Origin of the sequence: Nocardia sp. NPDC005825 (assembly GCF_040630175.1) — a bacterium.
Lineage (GTDB): Bacteria > Actinomycetota > Actinomycetes > Mycobacteriales > Mycobacteriaceae > Nocardia.
Map to the genome: position 1 here is coordinate 821860 of NZ_JBEXXC010000002.1, position 20944 is coordinate 842803.

A 20944-nucleotide genomic window follows, 5' to 3' on the forward strand; every position below is an offset into this window, starting at 1 on the left:
CTATTCCTGACACAACGGTACGCCACTTACCTTCGTGTCAGACCCGTCCGCGCCGCTTCCGAGGGAGTCCCGTTGACGTCCGTAGCCACGCTGCCCGCCCGCGATCCCGCCGCCCGCCGGCCCGTGCCCCGCCGCTACCTCATGTGCCGCCCCGACCACTTCGAGGTCACCTACGCCATCAATCCGTGGATGGACACCGCCGACCCGGTGAACCGGACCCGCGCCCTGGCCCAGTGGGAGGCGCTGCGCGTCGCCTACGAGGGGCACGGGCACCGGGTCGATGTCATCGAACCGGTCGCGGGACTGCCGGACATGGTGTTCGCCGCCAATGGGGGACTGGCCATCGGGGAGCGGGCGCTCTCGGCCCGCTTCGCCAATCCCGAACGCGCGCAGGAAGGCCCGGCCTACCACGACTGGATGGCCACCCAATGCTTCACGAGCGTGGCCCGCGCCCGCGAAACCAACGAGGGCGAAGGCGATTTCGCCATCGCGCCCGACCGCATCCTGGCCGGGACCGGGTTCCGCAGCGCCCGCGGCGCGCACCAGGAGGTGGCGGAGTACTTCGGATTGCCGGTCGTCTCACTGGATCTGGTGGATCCGCGCTTCTACCACCTCGACACCGCCCTCATGGTCCTCGACGACACCATCGCCTACTACCCGGCCGCCTTCAGTGGACCCAGCGCGCGACTGCTCGCGAGCCTGTACCCCGACGCGATCATCGCCACCGAGGCCGACGCGAATGTGCTGGGCCTCAACGGCGTCTGCGACGGCTATCACGTGTTCCTCAGCGACCAGGCCGTCGACCTGGCCGCGCAATTGCGGGCGCGCGGCTACGAACCGGTCGGGATCGACCTGTCGGAGCTGCTCAAGTCCGGCGGCAGCGTCAAGTGCTGCACCATGGAATGGCACTCGGTCAGAACGGCAGTCGCGTCCGGAACGGACTGACCTGCGGATCGTGCAGCGGATGGGCCAGGATCAGGAAACGCAGCAGCATGATCGCGCCGCTGATCTGCAACGCCGCCAGCGGAATCTCGCCGATGATCGCCGTGCCCAGCGACAGCCAGAAATCCCCGGCGTCCGCGGTGACGATGTCGAACCAGGCGTCCACCGTCAACAGAATGCCGGTGCCGAACGCCGGGAGCAGCAACACCACCCGGCGTTTCCAGCCCAGGTAGGCGGTGGTCGCCATCATCAGCACCAGCACGATGTCGAACCCGATCCAGGCCAACGACCAGTTGCGGGCGTGATACTCCGCCGGCAGGGAGAACCCCAGGTACACGATCCACGGAATCAGCCCCAGACAGCCGCCGACCATGAGGGCCAGCCGCACCCGCCGATGCAGCCGCACCAGCTCCGGGCGCGGCAGCACCCGCTCCGGCGGCGGCTGCAACCGCCGGATCAGTTCGCGACGCTCCTCATCGGACATCGCCAGGATCTCCTGATCGCTGAGCTTCGCGATGGTCATGGCCGCCTCCAGCATCCGATGGTCGTCGCAGTGCGGATAACCCACTGTGCACCAGCGACCACGCCGCGTGCACCCCGCACCCGTCCCGGACCGGTCGGGCCCATCCGGGCGCCGGTCGGCGGTGGCATCGAGCAGTCCTGGTGTGGCGGCCGGGCCCGTTCCGCCGCGCTCTCACCGAGCTGCCCGTGGCCCTCCCGTCGATGCGCTACCCGCTCCCCATGCCGTAGCCGCAGAAAGCGCTGAACCGTCGCCGGTGACCGGACTCACACTGTGCCGCTTCGTGACACACGGTGATGGTTCACTGCGAACTTTCAGACAATCTGTGTAACACTACAATTCGTGACTCCCACGCCGAAGGCGGCACTGTGGCAACGAATCACGCGAGCGGCCGCGGCCGCGACCGTGGTTCAGCTGCCGCATTCCGCTCCCGGCCTGCTCACGCGAATCTCTCTCCCGCGCACCACCGTGACCCGGTCGGGCGCGCGTCGCCTCCTGAACCTTCCCCAGCCCACAGCGCTGGATGTCGCGTGAAGGTGAGTGGTGCGTCGAACTTCTGACAGGTAATCGCCCGGCTCTCCGTTCCGGACCCCTCACGGTGCCCGCGTAATCACGCAGCAACACCGGGTACCGGCACGTCCGAGCGCGGCGATGGCCTCCTATGCCCTCGGCGGACCAGTTGCCGACGGGATCGATTGAATGAGTAGGAGAAGGATCATGCATCACGAGCAGACCCCCTTGGCCGGAGTACTCCGCCACGGCAGCCTCGAATTCGACCGGCACTTGCAGAAGATCCTGAACAACCCGGCCTACTTCGTCACCGAGGCCCAGAGCCAGGAACAACGCCGCCAGAACGCCTACGACCAGCTGCACAACCTGGTCTCGGAGGTCGGCAGCACCCGCGACGTCGCCACCGACCTGCCACGGCTGTTCGCCGTCTTCGACTGGTCGGCGGTGCTGGCGACGGATCTGATCCCGCTGATCTCCGGGCACTACAACCTGGCCTCGGGCAGCCTGTCCACCCTCACCGATTCCGATTCGTCCGCACCGTATCTGCGCGACCTCGACAACGGCTCCAGCGTCGGGGTCATGTTGCTGACCGAATACGGGTGCGGGTCCAACATCCAGTTCATGCAGACCCGCGCGACCTGGGACGGTGACGGGTTCGTCATCGACACCCCGAACCCGCGGGCCCGCAAGTTCATGCCCAGCGTCGGCATCCCGGTGGCCCGCGTCTGCGTGGTCGGCGCGCGCTTCATCGACGCCGCCGGCGTCGACCAGGGCGTGCACCTGTTCGCGGCACGACTACGCGGACCCGACGGCGCCCCCGCACCCGGTGTGACCATCACCCAGCTCGACCATCAGCCGCTGGTCATCATGGACAACTCCGTCATCGCGTTCGACAAACTGAAGGTCGACCGCAGCGCCTGGCTGAGCAACGATCTCGCCACCATCGACGACCAGGGCGTGCTGACCTGGCGCGACGAGGACAGCCGCAAGCGGTCGTTCGCCTCGGCGATCAGTCAGCTCACCGTCGGCCGGCTCGCGCTCGCGTCCTGCCTCAACGCCACCGCGCGCGCCTCGCTCTACATCGCGCTGCGCTACGCCGCCAAACGGGTGGTGCCGCTGACCCCCTCGGACACCCCGTACATGGTGGAGCTGCCGCACGTGCGCGACACCCTGCTCACCGATCTGGCCGGCACCATCGCCCGGACGCTCTACGGCAACACGGTCAAGACAACGCTCGCCAACGCCGACCTCACCAGCCGCGACACGGTCGTGGCGGTGATGCTGGCCAAGCACTACATCCAACTGCACGCCCTGGACACGGTGACCCACGCCAGAATTCGGATGGGCGCCCAGGGCATGTTCAGCGCCAATCGCGTGGCCGACTACCTCGGGGTCTGCCACGCGGCCATCACCGGCGAGGGCGATTGCCACGTCCTGGGCTCCGTGGCCGGTCGCGTCCTGGCCAAACACCTGGCCGGAAAGCCGGTACCCGAAGTCGTTCTGCACGATGTCACCGATCAAGCCGACCGCCTGAGCCTGTTCAGCGCCCGCACCTTGACGATCGTGGAAGAAACTCAGCAGTATCTGACGACGCCCGGACTCGAGGGGCGCCTGGCGGTCATTCCCGAAGCGCTCACCCTCGCCGAGGCCTACTCGGCGGAGGAAGCCTTCCAGGTGCTCCACCGATTCGCCGATCACCCCGAGATCGCGGCCGTGCGTGACGTCTTCGCGCTGAACTACCTCGAGCAGCACGCCGTCTGGTATCTCTCCCACGGACTGCTCGACCTGTCCGCGGTCGACACCATCAAACAGCAACTCCGCCTGGCCATCGAAACCCTCGCCGAGCACCTCCCCGCCTTGCTGGACGCCTTCGGTTTCGACGATGAGATTCTCGCGGCGCCAGTGCTTTCCGACGATCTGCCCGCCGCCTGGGAAACCCGCTGCCACGATCGGTGACGATCCCGGCACGGACGCCGACGGCCAGGCTCACCCGCGTGGCCGGCCGCCGGCTCAGGTCGGGATGCCGCGTGGCCGTAGCCGACCGGGTGGCACGCCGAATCGGTCGCGGCAGGCCTTGGTGAAGACGGACAAGGCGACGAATCCACTGTCGTAAGCGATATCCGCGACCGTCCGACCGGCGTTCCGGCGGTCGGACAACCGTTTCGCGGCCCGTTCGACGCGGGTCGCGAGCAGGTAGCTGTGAGGTGATGTACCGAAATCGCGCATCGCCCGCTCGAGTTGGCGCCGGGTGATGCCGAGATGCCCGGCCACCGCATCCACGGTGAGTCGCGGATCATCCGAGCATCGTTGAATGTACAGACGCGCATCCCGGGCAATAGCCGCGAACTTCGTGTCCTCCGGGGCTCGGCGTTCGTCGAGGGCGGCGGCTAGCAGGCCCGTCCAGTGCGTGCTGATCCGCAGGAATTGGCTGGGCGTCAGGGAGTCGCCGTGGCGGGAGAGTTGTTCGGTCAACGCGAGCACGGAACCGAGCAGCGGGTCACGGGTATCGAGCGCCAGAAGCGAGCGGCTGCCAGGGGCTTCGGGAAGCCGCACCGCGTCGGCGGGGATGTTGAGGATCCAACCCCGCACATGGTCGGCATGCGAGAGCACCATGCGGTGTCCCCAATCGACCACACCCATCTGACCGGGTCGCAATGTCACCCGAGTGCCGTGCTGCTCGATATCGAGCGGTCCGCTACGGGCGATGAGCAGCCTAGCGCTGCGGTCACCATCGGCATCGACGTCGGCCGTGGTGCGCTCGTACGAAATCCCGGTCGATTCGAAGGCGACATTCTGGAAGTCGCCGAGCCGAAAGCTCGCCAGACGTTGAACCCGCAGTGCGCCATGGAAGTTCGGCCAGTCGGAGAAGGCGACCCGCGCCCCGCCCTGGTTCGCCGACACCTGCTCACGCCAATATCCGGGCCGATCATGCTTCGACAACTCCGTTGTCGCATCGCTCACCACGACGAGCTCGGACACCCGGCGACCCCCTCTTCCGTCGCGAATCCGGAAGCGGGTCGTCGCGAATCCGGTGGAACAGAATCTATACGCGCCCATAGTCTTTGGCCGAACCTCCGGTCGATCGCGCCGTCGTCGGCGACCGGGAACGCCGCTCGCGATCGACGAGGCCCGCGGGCGGCGGGTTCACTCGGTTGCTCGACGCAACCGCGCCCGGGCAGGGCTGGGCTGACCCGCCCGGGGGCCGGTCGGTGCCGGCGGTCTGCTGATGGGGGGCAGATCTCCGGCACCCGCCAGCCCCGGTCCGGTGGATCCGGAATGCGCCGCGCGGGCAGGGTGAGGGACGCCGGCGTGCCCGCCTCGCGGGTCGGCGGGGGAATCGAGTAGTCCGGTACCCGTGCCCGGGCGCTCGGCATCGGTGACCATTCGACAATGTCCGACAACATGTACGGCGGCGCGTCGGTGCAGGTGTACCCGAAAGATGCCACGTTGACCTACCCGCACGCGTGCGTGAGCGGCTTCCTCGACTACGTCGCGAAGTTCAACGGCATCAACTTCCACGCCAAGGACGACGATGTCCGGGAATGGCGGTACGACCAGGAGTACGACAACTGGCAGGACAGCCTCGGCATGGACTCGGTGCGGGTCTTCTACCACTACGCGCACAGCACCACCACGAGCAATGGCGTGTACCTGACCTCGATGGGCCGCACCTGGGACAACACCATCTACGCCGAATCCGACCGGATGGGATTCGGCGATCAGCGCCTGCGCTACCTGTTCCTGCACGGCTGCGAATCGCTGCGCACCAACTTCGGGCACAGCCCCTACCGCACCTGGCACACGCCGAACCGGGGCGCGCGGATGCTGTTCGGATTCGACAGCCTCACCTTCGACACCGATCAGCAGGGGACACGGTTTTTCAAGGAATGGAACGCCGGCAAATCGTTCAGCCAGGCGTGGCAGGACGCGGCGCTGTCGATCTTCCACAACAACCACCGGGTGTCGTCGGCGGCCTGCGGCGCCACCGATCGTGAGGCGCAGGACCGGCTCTGGAACGAGCGGCTGTTCCACGGCGACGCGGTGTCGGACGACTGGTACTGGTGGCGCTGGGCGGGCCAGTTCCCCCTCGAAGTCGACCTGAGCATTCCCCTTCCGCGCCAACCGATGTCACTACGCCTGGCCCGTCGAAACGCTGACGCCGACACGGTGTCCGCGCTGGCCGAGCGGCACGGGTTGCGCGGTGTACTCGCCGAGCCCGCGTCGCCGGTCACCGAGGGGTCGTGTGCGCGAGCCGAATTCGAACCCCGGCTGGTCATGCATCCCGACGGCAGCTACCAGGCGTTCTACGCCGAGCCGGACCGCAGCGCCGACGGCCGCACCCCGGAGGAGATTCGCGACCTCGCCGACCGGGCCCTGCGAGAACTGGACCTCGGGCACGACCTCGCCCTGGCCGGAATGTCGGCCACCTTCCACGCGGGCGCGAGCCGTGACGGCGATACGGTCGCGGCCGCGGTGGCCGACTACACCCTGCACTACCGCCAGCTCCACGACGGTGTCCCCGCCGTCGCGGGCGGCGACGGCCAGCTCACCCTGACCCTCGACCCGAGCGGCCGACTCTGCTCGATCTCCGACACCACCGTCCCGATCCTGGGAGCCGAAGCGGCCCACCCGCCCACCACGGACGACACCGACGCCTGCACGGCCCTGACCGAGGCGACCGCCGCCCGCGCCGAATGCCTCGGCGGCCGTGCCCGTCTCGCCGTCGTCCCCGACTCCCGCGAGATCGGCTACCGCTACGACCGCGACGACGCGGCCCTGGTCGCCCGCCAGACGATCGAGATCACCGGCGGCCGCTTCCGGATCCGCGACATCGTCGAGGTCACCGTCTGACCCGGTCGATCGGCGGTCAGTCCCGCGTCAACTCCTGGGCGAGCATCACGATGATGCCGCTGGGGCCGCGGACGTAGGTGAGCTTGTAGATGTCGGCGTAGGTCGCCACGCCGCGCAGCGGATGGCAGCCGTGCTTGGCGGCGATCGCGAGGGCGGCGTCGATGTCGTCGACGGAGAACGAGACGCGGTGCATGCCGATCTCGTTGGGGCGGGTCGGTTCGGTCTCGATCGCGTCGGGATGGATGTACTCGAAGAGTTCGAGCCTGCCGTTTCCGTCCGGCGTCTGGAGCATGGCGATCTTCGCGTGGTTGCCGTCGAGGCCGACGGCCGTGTCGGCCCACTCACCGCTGACCGTGTCCCGGCCTACGACGGTGAGCCCGAGGTCGGTGAAGAACGCGATGGTCGCTTCGATGTCGCGCACGGCGATGCCCACGTTCTCGAATCTGATGGCCATGCTCTCGGATGCTACCGAGCGGAGTCGGCGGGGGTGATGCGATAGCCGTCGGTGGTGGCGATGACGTCGGTGACCGCGCCCTTCGGGCGGCCGCAGCGGCGGTCGCAGCCGGACCAGTGCTGGCGGCCGGCGACCACGACATCGGCGGCGTCGAGACCCTCGCGGGCGAATCCCGGTGCGCCCGTGGGGAGAACGCGGCCGGAGTCGACGGCCTCGGCGACGTCGGCGCGGACGTCGGTGAGGGACTTGGCGCAGCCGGGCATGCCGGCGCAGGCGCTGACCTCGAGCCACGGGGAGGCGGTGTCGAAGATCAGGCCCATGGGGGCCAGCACCCGGACCACCTGTTCGGCGGGCCATTCCTCGAGGTCGGCGAGGACCAGGCTGCGCCACGGGGTCACGATGATCGGGCGCTCGGCGGCGGCGAGGAATTCGGCGGTGCGGGCGGGCAGGGAGCCCAGGCGCACGCCCGCGCCGAGGGCGACCAGATCGTTGGACTGGGTCATCCAGCCGATCGGAATGTCCTGGGGCCCAGCCGTTTCGATGAGGTCGGCCGAGAGTCCGACACCGGGGTGGGCGGTGCGGAGGCGGTCGGCCAGCCGGGCCGCGCCGTCGGGGATCTCGTGCAGACGCCAGTGGCCGTCGCGCAGGTCGAGGAAGCCGTCGGCGGCGGCGAGCATGAGGTCGATCGCGGCGTCGGCGGGGAGACGGAGGCCGGAGTCCTTGCCCGCCAACAGGAGTGCGTAGGTGTGCTCGTCGAGCGCGTGCACGCCGATGTCGCCACCCAGGCCGCTGACATCGCCGCGGCCGTCGTCGAGGGTGAACAGGACCCGGCCGGGCAGGCCGGCGTAGCGCGGTTGTGCGCGCAGTCCTTCGTCGAGGGCCGGAACCAGGGGATGCACATCGGTCCAGCCGCCGACCCGTCCCGACAGCGGCGAGGCGATGATGTTGCGCACCCGCTCGTGGGTGGCGCTGGGCAGCAGTCCCGCCTGGGTGAGCCGGTCGGTGAGCGCGGCCGCGTCGCGGACCTGCCGGAACTGGATGTTCCCGCGGGAGGTGAGCTCGATGTTCCCGTCGCCGAGGTCGGCGGCCGCGGCCGCGAGGGCCTGGAGCTGGGCGGGGGAGAGGAGTCCGCCGGGCACCCGGATACGGGCGAGGGGACCATCGGCTGCTTCGTGCAGGCGCAGCACGCCCGGGCAGGAGTCGGGATCGGTTCGCGTCATGACGCCACCCAGCGTACGGAGGATGCCGAGACCGGGCACGGCCGCCCAGGTCTGGTTCACCTCTACGCCTATCTGCATTTGGAGATATTGCAATCTAACTATGTGTCTTCGGCATGGCGGGACAGAAAGCAAAAAAAGACTCCGGGACGGGGGAGTCCCGGAGTCCGGTTGCCGGATCGGTCGATTCGCCGGGCGGTTCAGCCCGCACGGTGCGGTTCGATGGCCGCCGGCGCCCCGCGGCGGCGGGCGAAGGCGGGCGTGGTTTCCCAGGTGTCGTTGAGCAGGCTGGGGACGTTGTGGTGGTCGGCGTGGTCGCGGTGCACGGTGGTGCTCATGACCGTGAGGCCGAACAGGACGGTCGATGCGCAGATGACCCCTGCGATGAGCGCCCACTGCGAATGACCGGAGCCGGCGGCCGTGAGAGCCATGGCCAGCGTTGCGAAGGCAACCAGTACGCAAAAGTATCCCGACCAGGCAGCAAAGCGGTTCCGCCTGACCCATCCTGGAGTGAGTGGCATACGGGCAGCGTACGCGCCGACCGGTCGGTTCCCCAGGGGCGTGAGCCAGCTTTAGCCGCACTGTGATCGGTGCCCGCACCCGGCGACGCGGGCGCGATATCGGGCCCGCGACGGCGGCACGATAGCATCGGCGAGCTCGTCGAACGGAAGAAAGCCGGTGCAATTCCGGTGCGGTCGCGCCGCTGTGACAGTCAGACCTTCCCGGCGAGCGCCGAACCGTGCTGGGCGCGTCACCCTAGGAAGGCCGAGACCCTTGATCCTGTTGCTGTCCACCTCCGACACCGATCTGCTGAGCGCGCGCGCCAGCGGCGCCGCCTACCGGCTGGCCAATCCGGCCCGGCTGCTGCCGGAGGATCTGCCGGTCCTGCTGAACGGTGTGTCGCTGGTGATCGTGCGCGTACTGGGCGGCAAGCGGGCCTGGGAGGAGGGCCTCGAGACGGTGCGCGCCAGCGGAATTCCGGTGGTCGCCCTCGGTGGTGAGATCGCGCCCGACGCCGAGCTGATGGAGTGCTCGACCGTGCCCGGCGGCGTCGCGGCCGACGCCCACAACTACCTGGCCGCGGGCGGCCCGCGAAACCTGCTGCAGCTGCACAACTTCCTGTCCGACACGGTGCTGCTCACCGGCGAGGGGTTCGAGCCGCCGGTCGAGATGCCGAGCTGGGGTGAGCTGGAACGCCAGTCCTGCCCGGTCCCGGACGACGCGCCGACCGTGGCCGTGGTCTACTACCGCGCCCAGCATCTGGCCGGGAACACCGCCTACATCGACGCGCTGTGCACCGCCATCGAGGCCAAGGGCGCTCGCGCGCTGCCGATCTACTGCGCCTCGCTGCGTACCGCGGAGCCGGAGCTGCTCGCCGCGCTCGGCACCGCCGACGCTCTGGTGGTGACCGTGCTCGCGGCGGGCGGCACCAAGCCCGCCACCGCCTCGGCCGGCGGCGACGACGAGGCCTGGGACGTCGGCGCGCTCGCGGACCTGGATGTGCCGATCCTGCAGGGCCTGTGCCTGACCAGCGGCCGCGAGCAGTGGGAGGCCAATGACGACGGCCTGTCGCCGCTGGACGTGGCCACCCAGGTGGCGGTGCCGGAGTTCGACGGCCGCATCATCACGGTCCCGTTCTCGTTCAAGGAGTTCGACGCGGACGGGCTGTCGTCGTACGTGCCCGACGCCGAGCGCTCGGCCCGGGTGGCGGGCATCGCGGTGCGCTACGCGCGGCTGCGCCACATCCCTGCCGACCGCAAGAAGGTCGCGATCGTGCTGTCGGCGTATCCGACCAAGCACGCCCGCATCGGCAACGCCGTCGGCCTGGACACCCCGGCCAGCGCCATCCGGCTGCTCACCGAGATGCGCGAGGCCGGTTACGACCTCGGTGCGCCCGGCGAGATCCCCGGCCTGGAGGCCGCCGACGGTGATGCCCTGATCCACGCGCTCATCGCCGCGGGCGGGCAGGATCCGGACTGGCTGAGCCAGGAACAGCTGGAGGGCAACCCGATTCGCATCGGCGCGGACCTCTACACCAGCTGGTTCGAGACCCTGCCCGAGGACCTGCGCGAGGCGGTCGTCGAGGCGTGGGGGCCGCCGCCGGGCGAGCTGTACGTGGACCGCTCCGCCGACCCCAAGGGTGAGATCGTCATCGCCGCCTTGCGTTTCGGCAATGTGGTGCTGATCGTGCAGCCGCCGCGCGGTTTCGGCGAGAACCCGGTCGCCATCTACCACGACCCGGACCTGCCGCCGAGCCACCACTATCTGGCCGCCTACCGCTGGCTGGCCGCCGCGGAGGGCTTCGCCGCCGACGCCGTGGTGCACCTGGGCAAGCACGGTAACCTGGAGTGGCTGCCCGGCAAGACCCTCGGCATGTCCGCCTCCTGCGGCACCGACGCCGCGCTCGGCGATCTGCCGCTGATCTACCCGTTCCTGGTCAACGACCCGGGTGAGGGCACGCAGGCCAAGCGCCGCGCCCACGCCACCCTGGTCGACCACCTGATCCCGCCGATGGCGCGCGCCGAGACCTACGGCGACATCTCGCGGCTCGAGCAGTTGCTCGACGAGCACGCCAATATCTCCGCGCTCGACCCGGCCAAGCTGCCCGCGATTCGCCAGCAGATCTGGACGCTCATGCGCGCGGCCAAGATGGACCACGACCTCGGGCTCACCGAACGCCCGGACGAAGAGGTCTTCGACGACATGCTGCTGCACGTCGACGGGTGGCTGTGTGAGATCAAGGACGTGCAGATCCGCGACGGCCTGCACGTGCTCGGCCAGGCCCCGGCGGGGGAGGCCGAGGTGGACCTGGTGCTGGCCATGCTGCGCGCCCGCCAGCTGTGGGGCGGCGAGGTCAATGTGCCGGGCCTGCGAGAGGCGCTGGGGCTCAGCGAATCCGGTGACGAGAAGCGCGACCGGGTGGACGCCTTCGAACAGCTGGCGCGCGAACTGGTCTCGGGCATGCAGGAAGTCGACTGGGACGCCGAGTCCATCGACGCGGTGACCGAGGCCGTGTTCGGCGGGGAGCTCGCCGCGGCCGCGGGCCTCACCGACGCCGCCGCGCGCCTGGCCGAGACCCGCCGGGTGCTGGGCTTCGCCGCCACCGAGGTGGTGCCGCGACTGCGGCAGACCGGTGTCGAGGTCGCCCGCATCCTGCACGCGCTGAATGGCGGTTTCATTCCGGCCGGACCGAGTGGTTCGCCGCTGCGCGGTCTGATCAACGTGCTGCCCACGGGCCGTAACTTCTACTCCGTCGACCCGAAGGCGGTGCCGTCGCGGCTGGCCTGGGAAACCGGTCAGGCCATGGCGGATTCGCTGCTGGCCCGCTACCTGGCCGACCACGGCGAGTACCCGCGGTCGGTGGGCCTGTCGGTGTGGGGCACCTCGGCCATGCGCACCTCCGGCGACGATATCGCCGAGGTGTTCGCGCTGTTGGGCGTACGGCCGGTGTGGGACGAGGCCAGCCGCCGCGTGACCCGCCTGGAGGCCATCGAGCTCGAGGAGCTGGGCCGTCCGCGCATCGACGTGACCGTGCGGATCAGCGGCTTCTTCCGCGACGCCTTCCCGCACGTGCTGGCCCTGCTCGACGACGCGGTGCGCCTGGCCGCCGGACTCGACGAGCCCGCCGACCGGAACTACGTGCGCGCCCACGCCCAGGCCGACCTGGCCGAGCACGGCGACGAACGGCGCGCCACCACACGCATTTTCGGCTCCAAGCCCGGCACCTACGGGGCGGGCCTGCTGCAGCTCATCGACTCCAAGAGCTGGCGCACCGACGACGACCTGGCCCGGGTGTACACCGCGTGGGGCGGCTTCGCCTACGGCCGCGACCTCGACGGCGCGCCCGCAGCCGACGACATGCGGACCGCCTACAAGCGAATCGCGGTGGCGGCCAAGAACACCGACACCCGCGAACACGACATCGCCGACTCCGACGACTACTTCCAGTACCACGGCGGCATGGTGGCCGCGGTGCGCGCGTTCACCGGCTCGAACCCCGAGGCCTACATCGGCGACAGCACCCGCCCGGACGCGGTGCGCACCCGCACCCTGTCGGAGGAGACCACCCGGGTGTTCCGGGCACGCGTGGTGAACCCGCGCTGGATCGAGGCCATGCGCCGGCACGGCTACAAGGGCGCGTTCGAGATGGCCGCCACCGTCGACTACCTGTTCGGCTACGACGCCACCACCAATGTGGTCGCCGACTGGATGTACGAAAAGCTGGCCGAGTCCTACGTTTTCGACGAGACCAACCGCAAGTTCATGGAGCAGTCCAATCCCTGGGCGCTGCACGGTATCGCGGAACGTTTGCTGGAGGCGGCGGAGCGGAAGCTGTGGGAGCAGCCCGACACCGCCACCCTGGACCGGCTGCGGCAGGTCTACCTGGAGACCGAAGGCGAACTGGAGTAGGCGATTTCGCGTACCCGGACCGGGGTGGCCCGCAGGACAGCAGCGGACAACCCCGGTACAGGGGGGTTCCCACCGCCGGTTCGTAAGAGGAGTATGAGAACCGGACCCGGCGTCGGGCTCGGGGAAGCGGCGGGGCCTCCGGTGATATGCGAGTCATACTGCCGGACCGAATAATTCGAAGTGGGGAATCCCCGATTCACTGCGGTCCGCGTGTGTGCGTCCGAGTCGTAGATCACGACGTCCCATGATGGTACGGACGTTCACTCGGTCATGCGGTGAATCGGTCCCTCGACGTAGGGAACCATCATGAGAATCGCCAAGATCGCCGCCACCGCTCTGCTGTCCGTCGCCGCGCTGTGCGTGGCCACGGTGACCGCCCACGGCGAACCCGCTGTCGCGGCACCGGGAATCAGCGGGGCGGACCGGGGTGTCGACTACTCCATCTCCCTGGCCCAGGACCGCAGCGCGGTCACCACCACGCTGGCCTCGGGTCATTTCGAGCTCGCCGGCGGCGCGGTGAACATCATCGCGCCCTCGGGGGAGACCCTCGCGGCGCTGCCGCTGGTCTACCAGGCCGCCGACCGCACCGTCACCGTCGTCCCCGAGGTGAACGCCGACGCCACCGAATTGACGGTGCGCCCGGCGAATCCGGCCGATGTCGCCGCACCCAACGGTGATGTCGTGGCGTTGCAGAACGTGGCCAATGCCGGATCGGTCGTCGCCGGGGCGCTCATCGGCTGCATCGTCGGGGCCGTGATCGGCGTCTTCTTCTTCGTGGTCGGCGCCGTGATCGGTTGCGGTGTCGGCGGTTTGATCGGCGCGATCATCGCGAACGACCAGCCCTGATCGCCTGATCCCGAATCAAGTAGCGCGAAACCACGTCGCCGGACCGGTCGGTTCGGCGACGTGGCGTGAATGCGCTTATGCCGGAAGGATCTCGATGCCGATGGTGCCCGCATTGCCGCGGCGCAGCTTGCTGCCCGTGATGGTCAGCCAGCCCAGGATCCCGTACTTGCGCTTGATGAGATCGCGCACGCGGTCGCTGCCCGCGTCGTCGAGCACGGTCGCGCGCCCCTTCACGATCTCGCCGTGCGTCTTGCCGCGCACATCGCAGGGTTGCAGCGTCACATCGGGATTGCGCCGGATGCGCTTGACCTTCCAGCTGTCGGTGACCGTCCACACGTAGAGGCGGCCGCCGTCGAGCGCGGCCCACAGCGGCGTCGCCACCGCGGTGCCGTCCTTCTTGTAGGTGGTCAGGTTGACGTAGCTCGCGGTGCCCACAGGCCCGAACGGGTTGTCCACGCCCGCAGCCTATCCGGTCTGGCCGCCGGACGCTCCCAGGCGCACGAGGTCCCGCGAGGCGGCGAAATCGGCGACCAGGTCGGCGAAGGCCGGACCGTGGGTGAGCGGGAGATAGTGCCCGGAACGCGGCACGACCAGCACTCGGGCGTCGGGGGCGGCGTGCAGGAAGCGCTGTTCGCCGAGCCGGAAGTGGTCGTGGCCGCCGTTGATCAGGCGCACCGGACCGGGATACGCGGCCAGTGCGGCCAGGGGATCGAAGGTGATGAGGGCGGCCATCACATCGGGAATGGCCTCGGTCGCGATACCGCCGCGCGCGATGTCGGCGGCGACGCGGGGCGGCAGCACCCGGTCGAAGACCCGCTCGCTGAAGGCCTTTCCGCCGTCGGGGCGGGCGGTCAAGGCGCGGTGCATGAGCAGGAACGGAGTCGCGAGGGCGCGGCTCGGAGTCACGCTCGCGCCCGCGACGACCAATCCTGTCACCCGCTCCGGGTGCGCCGCGGCGGCCGCGATCGAGACCTGGCCGCCCAGCGAATGGCCCACGACCACCGCCTGGCCGCCGAGTTGATCGATCCCCGCGCGCACGGCGTCGATCGCGCCCGGCAGGGTGAATCGCTCGCCGCGTCGGCCGCCGTGCCCGGGCAGATCGATGGCCAGCACCGGGTGCCGCGGGGTGAGATGTTCGCTGACCAGTCCCCAGCAGGCGGAACTCAAGCGAATGCCGTGGACCAGCAGGATCGGTGTTGTCGTCATGACGTCCTCCCGACTCGAATGCAACGCTACGTTGCGTTGCAATATCACCACGGTTCGGTTCGCAACGCAACGTTGTGTTGTATTTTGGTGGGGTGACGACACCGGAACGGCGAAGCGCGGGCGCGCCGCGGCAGGCGGCCGCGATCTTCGCCGCGACCCTGGAACTGCTGGCGGACAAGGGATATGACGGCCTCACCATGGAGGCGGTGGCCGCACGATCCGGGGTGAACAAGACCACGCTCTACCGGTGGTGGCCCGCCAAGGACGCGCTGCTGGCCGCGGCGCTCACCGACTCCGACCTGCTGAGCTTCCCGATGCCGGACACCGGCAGCCTGCGCGGCGATCTGCTGGGCCTGGCCCGGGCCATCGCCGGACTGCTCACCGACCCCTCGACCGCGCCCGTGGCGACCGAGGTACTGGCCGCCGCGTCCCGGCGGCCGCAGCTGGCGGCGGTCGGGTCCGCGTTCTTCGCCGAACGCCTCGGCCGCGAGCAGCCGGTGTTCGAGCGGGCCGTGGCGCGCGGCGAACTCGACCCCGGCTGCGATCCCGCGGCCATCATGGATCTGCTGGCCGGGGCCATCTGGTTCCGGCTGCTGCTGCGCGGCCAGCCGCTGACACCCGAATATCTGTCCGGCGCGGTCGATCTCGTGGTGGACGGGCTGCCCGGGGCGGGCTGACCGGGCGCGGCGCCGGGTCATAGGCGCGTGCGCGCCCCGATCCGTAGGTTGGTTTGCGACGACCCGGACAGCACGAGGAGGCGCGCGATGGCGGCAGTTTCGGTTCCGATGCTCTGGGGTGGCGAGCTACCCGCGACGCTGGATTTCTACCGGACACTGGGATACACCGTCACCTACGAGATGACCCGGCCCTACACCTACGGAGTCGTCGAACGCGACGGGTTCCAGCTGCATTTCGGGCCCACACCGAAGGATCTGTCCGCGGAAGGAGCCCATGTGAGCTGTCTGGTGCTCGTGGACGAGGTCGAGCCGTGGCACGCGGAATTCAAGGCCGCGCTGCGTGCCCGTTACGGCAGGGTGCCCGGGCGCGGCGCCCCGCGCATCACCCGATTCCGCCCCGGGCAGACCCGTTTCACCGTCGTGGATCCGGTCGGCAACACCGTCATCTACATCCAGCGCGACGAACCCGACCCCGAATACGGCGGCTCGGCACAGTTCGACGGCCTGGCCCGGGTGCTCGACAACGCACGCATCTTCCGGGACTCGAAGAACGACGACGCCACCGCGGTCCGCGTCCTCGAAACCGGTCTGCGCCGCCACGCCGCCACCGCACCGCCGGTCGACCGGGCCCGGGCGCTGGCGATGCTCGCCGAAATCGCCGCTGTCGCAGGCGAAGCCGGGCGCGTGGCCGGACTGCTGGCCGAGATCGAGGGATTGGGACTGTCCGACGCCGATCGTGCGGCGGTGGCGGGAGACCTGGACGCGATCGCCGCCGCCGGGCAGTGATCAGGCGGGTCGGGCGCCGACTATCCGCAGGGCGACGGCCGCGTAGTCGGCCCCGATCTCGTCGGGGGTGCGGCGGTAGTCGCCGTGGTACCAGCGGGAGGTGTCCACGCACAGCGACATGAGCGCCAAGGTCGCGGCGTGGGTGTCGGCGACATCGAACACGCCCTCGCCGACCCCGCGGGCCACCAGGTCGCGGACCAAGCGGTGGATGGCGAGCTGGAGGTCGGTGACCTCCGCGCGGTGCTCGGCGGTGAGGTCGGTGAGGTGATGCAGGACCACCCGGACCGAGGCGGCATGCTCGGCGTGCCAGACCGTCAGGTCGCGCACCACGGCGGCGAGCCGGTCGGCCACGGTGCCCGCACCGGAGGCCGCGGTGGTGGCGACCTGCTCGGTCAGCCGCATCGACGACAGCGAGATGCGGTAGAGGACTTCCTCTTTGGAACCGAAGTGCACATACAGCCCGGCCGGGCTCAGACCCGCCCGGGCGGCGATGTCGCGGGTGGTGGTGGCGTGGAAGCCGCGTTCGGCGAAGGCGTCGATGGCGGCCAGGAAGATGCGGCGCTGGCCCTCGGGGAAGCGGCGCTGGGTGAGCTCCTGCTGCGCGACCGCGGCGGTGCCGCGCGCATCACCTGCCGCTCGCTCGTCGATACCCATCGAACGAGTATCGCCCAGAGCGTGTTTCGACCGCTCACCGGCCGGGGGACGACCGTGTGATCCCCCAGCGCCGCGCCCGCCGAGGTCGATCGCCCGGGCGCGGTACCGATCATTCGGGAAGTCCGTCGCGCCAGTACAGCTCCACGGGGTTGAACCCGGCCGGATCGGGACGGCGGGGAGCGATGCGGTGGAACCCGGCTTGCTTCATGGTGCTTCGAACGATGTCGCCGTCGATGTACTTGTCGTGGATCTCGAGCACGATGCGGTCGACGGTGTCCATCCACGGCTGCGGTGCGGCGAAGATGTCGACCTCGCTGCCCTCGACGTCGACCTTCAACAGGTCGACGTGGTCGAGACCGTGATTGTCCAGCAGCTCATCCACCGTGCGTGCGGGCAGGGTGCGCGGCGGGCGAGCGAGGTGGTTCTCCAGCCGCCACGGGCGAGCGCGCCGCAGTTCGTATACCTCGGGAACGGCGGTGCAGGTGTCCCAGAACGCGCTGACGGCGAACTCCAGCTCACCCGCCGCGCCGGCCACCGCGCAATCCTCCACGATCCAGTCCAGACCCGACAGGGACCGATTGCGCCGCAGCACCTGGCGGCTCTCGGCGATCGGCTCCACCGTCAGCAGCTGCCGCGGCCGATAGCGGGCGGTGAAGTAGGCGGCGGCCTGCCCGGTGTTGCCGCCGAGGTCGACGACGGTGTCGAGGACGTCGATCTCCGAGTCGAGGGCATAGACCTGGTCGAGCTCGTAGTAGCGGTGCAGGAAGATCTGCCAGAGGATGAGCAGGTCACTCTGATTGCGGCGCACCATGATCGGCACATCGCCGCGTGGCGTGGCGAACCGCAGGGCGATCAGCTCGTCGCCGGCGAGCGGTGTGCCCGCCCCGCCGAGGAACCGGCGAGCCATCCAGAGCGGGGCGCGAACCCGGCTGCCGCCGCGCGCCGAGTGGGCCGCGATACCCATATCGCGGATCGTGCCGAGGGCTTCGCACGCCAGTACCCGCGGCGTGCCGACGCCGAAGGCGCGATCGGCGTCCGAGCGTAGGTCGGCGAGATTCATGACATCTCCTGTCCGAGTGGGTGATCCGGGTGTGACGCTCGATCAGCGGGGTCTCGGGACGGCAGGGCGGGGAGGTGAATCCGCGCCCATTGAGATAGCTGAATGATAGCTGTCGTCTCTGGCGGGCCGCACCCGGCGGCTGCGGTTCGGGCCGACACACGCCCACGGCGCTTGGCTCGTCGCGGGGGTCGGCGACCGTAACTTGGTTGTCGGACCCAGCTCGTGGGGCGGACGGCCAGGGAAGGGACGCATGGCGATGAGCAGGCGGAGTTTCGTGGTGGGCAGTGCGGTGGCGGCGTCGGCCGCGGCGTGTGGGACCGGCGACTCGGGATCGGGTGCGTCGGCGGATGTCATCTTCTCCGGCGGGCCGATCGTCACCGTCGCGGGCGGGGCGGCCGAGGTCGAGGCGCTGGCCGTGACCGGCGGGCGGATCAGCGCGGTGGGCGCCGAATCCGAGGTGATGGCGCACCGTGGTCCCGCCACGAAGCTGGTGGATCTGCGGGGTCGGGCGCTGTTGCCCGCGTTCGTGGAACCGCACAGTCACCCCTCGCAGATCGCCGCCGCGCTCGCCCCGCCCGCGGTCGACGTGCGTCCGTTCACCGTGCCGACCGGGGACGGGGTGAACGCGAAACTGGCCGAGGCGGTGCGGAACGCGCAGCCGGGGGAGTCGATCCTGTTGTACGGGATCGATGTGCTGTTGCAGACCGGCCTGGTGCTGCCGACCGTGCGGAGCCTCGATGCCGCGGCGCCCGCGAATCCGATTGTCGTGGTGGCCAACAGCGGGCACGCCGCCTACGGCAATACCGCGGCGCTGAAACAGGCCGGGATCACTCGCGACACCCCGAACCCGCCGGGAGCGGAGTACGTGCACGGACCCGACGGCGAACTGACCGGCGAGGTGCGCGAGGCGGCCGCGATCCTGACCCTGACCGAGCCGTTGCAGGCGTCGGCCGGCGGCGGCATGCCCGACCGATTGCGCTGGGCCTACGAGCAATTGGCGGCCGCCGGCTACGCCACCGCCAGCGAGCACACCGGCAGCGCCGACTCCGGGAAGCTCTACACCGCGGTGGCCGCCGATCCCGCCTGCCCGATCCGGATTCGCTCCTACACGATGGGAACCCCGGAACTGGCCGCCGACGCCGCCCATGTCCCGGGCCCGGCCGTCGGCGGGGACGCCCTGTTCGGAGTCATCGGCATGAAGCTCTGGGCGGACGGATCACCCTGGCAGGGCAATATTTTCACCACGTTCCCGTATCTCACCACCGAGGCCACCGCCCGCATGGGACTCGAGCCGCACCACCACGGCGGCATGAACTACACCCCCGAACAGATCACCGACCTGGCCGTCGCGTTCGTCGCGCAGGGCTGGCAGCCCGCCTGCCACGTGCACGGCGACGCGGCCGTGGACGTGGTGCTCGACGCCTACGAGAAGGCCCTCGCCGGGAAGAGCGGCGACCTGCGGCCGCGGCTCGAGCACTGCGGGGCGATGCGGCCCGACCAGTTCGCGCGCGCCGCCAAGCTCGGTATGACAGTGAGCTTCTTCATCGAGCACGTCTACTACTGGGGTGATGTGCTGATCGACGAGTTGTTCGGTCCCGAACACGGCGCGCACTGGATGTCGGCGCAATCGGCGCTGGACGCGGGGCTGCGGATCTCGTTCCACAATGACGGCACCGTCACCCCGCCCGACCCGATCGGCAATATCGCCACCGCCGTCACCCGCACCGCGCGCGGCAGCGGCCGCGTCCTGGCCGCCGAACAGTGCCTGAGCGTCGACGCCGCGATCAAGGCGCAGACCCTCGACGCCGCCTGGCAGCTGCACCTCGACACCGAGATCGGCAGTCTGGAACCGGGCAAATACGCGGATCTGGTGGTGCTGTCGGGCAATCCGCGGGCCGTGCCACCGGAGTCGTTGCGCGCCTTGCGGGTCGAGGCCACCTACCTCATGGGCCGCCAGACCTTCGGCCCACCGCTCGCCTGACCCTCACCCGACGCGGGTCAGCACCTGCGGGCCCGACTCGGTGATGGCGATGGTGTGCTCGGAGTGCGCGGTGCGCGAACCGTCGGCCGAACGCAGGGTCCAGCCGTCGGGGTCGGTGACGATGCGGTCGGTGCCGCGCGCGAACCACGGCTCGATCGCCAGCGTCAGGCCCGGGCGCAACCGGAAACCGCGTCCGGCGCGCCCTGCATTGGGGACGTGCGGGTCCTCGTGCATGGTGCGGCCCAGGCCGTGCCCGCCGTATTCGGTGTTGATCGGGTAGCCGTGGTCGCGGGCCACGGCGGCGATGGCCGCGGACAGGTCGCCGACGCTGTTGCCCGGCTCGGCGACCGCGATGGCCGCGTCCAGGGCCTGTTCGGTGGCGCGGATCAGCCGTTCGTCCTCGGGATCGGGGCTGCCCACGATGACGGTGACCGCGGAGTCGGCGACCCAGCCGTCGATGCTCACCGCCAGATCCATGCTCAGCACGTCGCCGTCGCGCAGCGTGTAGTCGAACGGAAGTCCGTGCAGCACCGCGTCGTTCACCGACAGACAGATGGTGTTGCGGAACGGGCCGCGCCCGAAACTGGGGGAGTAGTCCCAGTAGCAGGAGACCGCGCCGCGCTCCCGGATGCGTTCGCGGACCACGGCTTCCAACTCCAGCAGGTTGACCCCGATCCGGGCCCGCTCCCGCAGTTCGGCCAGCACACCGGCCACGAACTGCCCGGTCACGCGCATGCTGTCGATCTCGGCGGGGCTCTTGAGTTCCACCATGACTACCTCCATCAATCGGTATTTTAATACCGACCATAGCGGCTTGCGGTATTTAAATA

The 20944-nt window shown here is 69.7% G+C and carries 19 protein-coding genes; 9 read left to right on the top strand and 10 right to left on the bottom strand.

Annotation, left to right across the window (positions count from 1 at the left end):
- The first annotated feature begins 72 nt into the window (after positions 1-72).
- Complete coding sequence (gene ddaH, locus ABZ382_RS08375; protein WP_357085714.1) at positions 73-945, top strand: dimethylargininase; 873 nt, start codon at positions 73-75, stop codon at positions 943-945.
- Here ddaH and ABZ382_RS08380 read toward each other — a convergent pair.
- Positions 914-1465, bottom strand: coding sequence for a hypothetical protein (locus ABZ382_RS08380; RefSeq protein ID WP_357085716.1), 552 nt, complete (start codon positions 1463-1465; stop codon positions 914-916). The genes ddaH and ABZ382_RS08380 overlap by 32 nt on opposite strands.
- Positions 1466-1804: 339 nt before the next feature.
- Here ABZ382_RS08380 and ABZ382_RS08385 point away from each other — a divergent pair, with 339 nt between their 5' ends.
- Positions 1805-1996, top strand: coding sequence for a hypothetical protein (locus tag ABZ382_RS08385; RefSeq protein WP_357085717.1), 192 nt, complete (start codon positions 1805-1807; stop codon positions 1994-1996).
- A 183-nt stretch (positions 1997-2179) separates the two neighbouring features.
- The gene (locus ABZ382_RS08390) at positions 2180-3928 is read left to right on the top strand and encodes an acyl-CoA dehydrogenase (protein ID WP_357085719.1); all 1749 of its coding nucleotides are present in this window, start codon (positions 2180-2182) and stop codon (positions 3926-3928) included.
- 54 nt (positions 3929-3982) lie between these two features.
- On the opposite strand, the gene ABZ382_RS08395 is transcribed toward ABZ382_RS08390, so the two are convergent.
- Positions 3983-4951 carry an AraC family transcriptional regulator gene (locus ABZ382_RS08395; RefSeq protein WP_357085721.1) on the bottom strand — a complete coding sequence of 323 codons (969 nt, stop codon included), beginning with the start codon at positions 4949-4951 and terminating at the stop codon, positions 3983-3985.
- Positions 4952-5362: 411 nt separating this feature from the next.
- On the opposite strand from ABZ382_RS08395, the gene ABZ382_RS08400 reads away from it, so the two are divergent.
- Positions 5363-6823 (top strand): DUF6345 domain-containing protein, encoded by a 1461-nt coding sequence (locus ABZ382_RS08400; protein ID WP_357085723.1) that lies wholly within the window; start codon positions 5363-5365, stop codon positions 6821-6823.
- A gap of 16 nt (positions 6824-6839) precedes the next feature.
- On the opposite strand, the gene ABZ382_RS08405 is transcribed toward ABZ382_RS08400, so the two are convergent.
- From ABZ382_RS08405 to ABZ382_RS08415, 3 genes are all read right to left on the bottom strand, one after another.
- Positions 6840-7277, bottom strand: a complete 438-nt coding sequence (locus tag ABZ382_RS08405) for a VOC family protein (RefSeq protein WP_357085725.1) — start codon at positions 7275-7277, stop codon at positions 6840-6842.
- Positions 7278-7288: 11 nt separating this feature from the next.
- Positions 7289-8497 carry a precorrin-3B synthase gene (gene cobG, locus ABZ382_RS08410; RefSeq protein WP_357085946.1) on the bottom strand — a complete coding sequence of 403 codons (1209 nt, stop codon included), beginning with the start codon at positions 8495-8497 and terminating at the stop codon, positions 7289-7291.
- A gap of 197 nt (positions 8498-8694) precedes the next feature.
- The gene (locus tag ABZ382_RS08415; RefSeq protein ID WP_357085727.1) at positions 8695-8925 is read right to left on the bottom strand and encodes a hypothetical protein; all 231 of its coding nucleotides are present in this window, start codon (positions 8923-8925) and stop codon (positions 8695-8697) included.
- Positions 8926-9268: 343 nt separating this feature from the next.
- Between ABZ382_RS08415 and cobN the strand changes: the two genes are divergently transcribed.
- Together cobN and ABZ382_RS08425 are read left to right on the top strand one after the other, a co-directional pair.
- Positions 9269-12904, top strand: coding sequence for a cobaltochelatase subunit CobN (gene cobN, locus ABZ382_RS08420; protein WP_357085728.1), 3636 nt, complete (start codon positions 9269-9271; stop codon positions 12902-12904).
- A 306-nt stretch (positions 12905-13210) separates the two neighbouring features.
- On the top strand, positions 13211-13750 hold the full coding sequence (locus ABZ382_RS08425; RefSeq protein WP_357085730.1) for a hypothetical protein: 540 nt from the start codon (positions 13211-13213) through the stop codon (positions 13748-13750).
- A 75-nt stretch (positions 13751-13825) separates the two neighbouring features.
- Here ABZ382_RS08425 and ABZ382_RS08430 read toward each other — a convergent pair whose 3' ends face one another.
- Both ABZ382_RS08430 and ABZ382_RS08435 read right to left on the bottom strand, forming a co-directional pair.
- The gene (locus tag ABZ382_RS08430) at positions 13826-14206 is read right to left on the bottom strand and encodes a PPOX class F420-dependent oxidoreductase (protein ID WP_357085732.1); all 381 of its coding nucleotides are present in this window, start codon (positions 14204-14206) and stop codon (positions 13826-13828) included.
- Positions 14207-14215: 9 nt separating this feature from the next.
- Positions 14216-14956: an alpha/beta hydrolase gene (locus ABZ382_RS08435; protein ID WP_357085734.1), complete on the bottom strand. Its 741-nt coding sequence runs from the start codon at positions 14954-14956 to the stop codon at positions 14216-14218.
- Positions 14957-15048: 92 nt separating this feature from the next.
- On the opposite strand from ABZ382_RS08435, the gene ABZ382_RS08440 reads away from it, so the two are divergent.
- Positions 15049-15633, top strand: coding sequence for a TetR/AcrR family transcriptional regulator (locus tag ABZ382_RS08440; protein ID WP_357085736.1), 585 nt, complete (start codon positions 15049-15051; stop codon positions 15631-15633).
- A gap of 87 nt (positions 15634-15720) precedes the next feature.
- Positions 15721-16419 (top strand): glyoxalase, encoded by a 699-nt coding sequence (locus ABZ382_RS08445; protein ID WP_357085738.1) that lies wholly within the window; start codon positions 15721-15723, stop codon positions 16417-16419.
- On the opposite strand, the gene ABZ382_RS08450 is transcribed toward ABZ382_RS08445, so the two are convergent.
- On the bottom strand, positions 16420-17073 hold the full coding sequence (locus tag ABZ382_RS08450) for a TetR/AcrR family transcriptional regulator (protein WP_357085740.1): 654 nt from the start codon (positions 17071-17073) through the stop codon (positions 16420-16422).
- 109 nt (positions 17074-17182) lie between these two features.
- A complete protein-coding gene (locus ABZ382_RS08455; RefSeq protein WP_357085742.1) occupies positions 17183-18133 on the bottom strand; it encodes an FkbM family methyltransferase in 951 nt (316 codons plus the stop codon).
- A gap of 250 nt (positions 18134-18383) precedes the next feature.
- Here ABZ382_RS08455 and ABZ382_RS08460 point away from each other — a divergent pair, with 250 nt between their 5' ends.
- Positions 18384-20114: an amidohydrolase gene (locus ABZ382_RS08460; RefSeq protein ID WP_357085744.1), complete on the top strand. Its 1731-nt coding sequence runs from the start codon at positions 18384-18386 to the stop codon at positions 20112-20114.
- Between the two features lie 3 nt (positions 20115-20117).
- On the opposite strand, the gene map is transcribed toward ABZ382_RS08460, so the two are convergent.
- Positions 20118-20885, bottom strand: a complete 768-nt coding sequence (map, locus tag ABZ382_RS08465; RefSeq protein ID WP_357085746.1) for a type I methionyl aminopeptidase — start codon at positions 20883-20885, stop codon at positions 20118-20120.
- Positions 20886-20944: the final 59 nt, after the last annotated feature.

What these genes read in the sequence shown, in the direction of transcription:
- ABZ382_RS08380 (WP_357085716.1), bottom strand. Translation starts at nt 1,465, where the DNA reads ATGACCATCGCGAAGCTCAGCGATCAGGAGATCCTGGCGATGTCCGAT.
- ABZ382_RS08390 (WP_357085719.1), top strand. Translation starts at nt 2,180, where the DNA reads ATGCATCACGAGCAGACCCCCTTGGCCGGAGTACTCCGCCACGGCAGC.
- ABZ382_RS08400 (WP_357085723.1), top strand. Translation starts at nt 5,363, where the DNA reads ATGTCCGACAACATGTACGGCGGCGCGTCGGTGCAGGTGTACCCGAAA.
- ABZ382_RS08405 (WP_357085725.1), bottom strand. Translation starts at nt 7,277, where the DNA reads ATGGCCATCAGATTCGAGAACGTGGGCATCGCCGTGCGCGACATCGAA.
- cobG (WP_357085946.1), bottom strand. Translation starts at nt 8,497, where the DNA reads ATGACGCGAACCGATCCCGACTCCTGCCCGGGCGTGCTGCGCCTGCAC.
- ABZ382_RS08415 (WP_357085727.1), bottom strand. Translation starts at nt 8,925, where the DNA reads ATGGCTCTCACGGCCGCCGGCTCCGGTCATTCGCAGTGGGCGCTCATC.
- ABZ382_RS08425 (WP_357085730.1), top strand. Translation starts at nt 13,211, where the DNA reads ATGAGAATCGCCAAGATCGCCGCCACCGCTCTGCTGTCCGTCGCCGCG.
- ABZ382_RS08435 (WP_357085734.1), bottom strand. Translation starts at nt 14,956, where the DNA reads ATGACGACAACACCGATCCTGCTGGTCCACGGCATTCGCTTGAGTTCC.
- ABZ382_RS08445 (WP_357085738.1), top strand. Translation starts at nt 15,721, where the DNA reads ATGGCGGCAGTTTCGGTTCCGATGCTCTGGGGTGGCGAGCTACCCGCG.
- ABZ382_RS08450 (WP_357085740.1), bottom strand. Translation starts at nt 17,073, where the DNA reads ATGGGTATCGACGAGCGAGCGGCAGGTGATGCGCGCGGCACCGCCGCG.
- ABZ382_RS08455 (WP_357085742.1), bottom strand. Translation starts at nt 18,133, where the DNA reads ATGAATCTCGCCGACCTACGCTCGGACGCCGATCGCGCCTTCGGCGTC.
- ABZ382_RS08460 (WP_357085744.1), top strand. Translation starts at nt 18,384, where the DNA reads ATGGCGATGAGCAGGCGGAGTTTCGTGGTGGGCAGTGCGGTGGCGGCG.
- map (WP_357085746.1), bottom strand. Translation starts at nt 20,885, where the DNA reads ATGGTGGAACTCAAGAGCCCCGCCGAGATCGACAGCATGCGCGTGACC.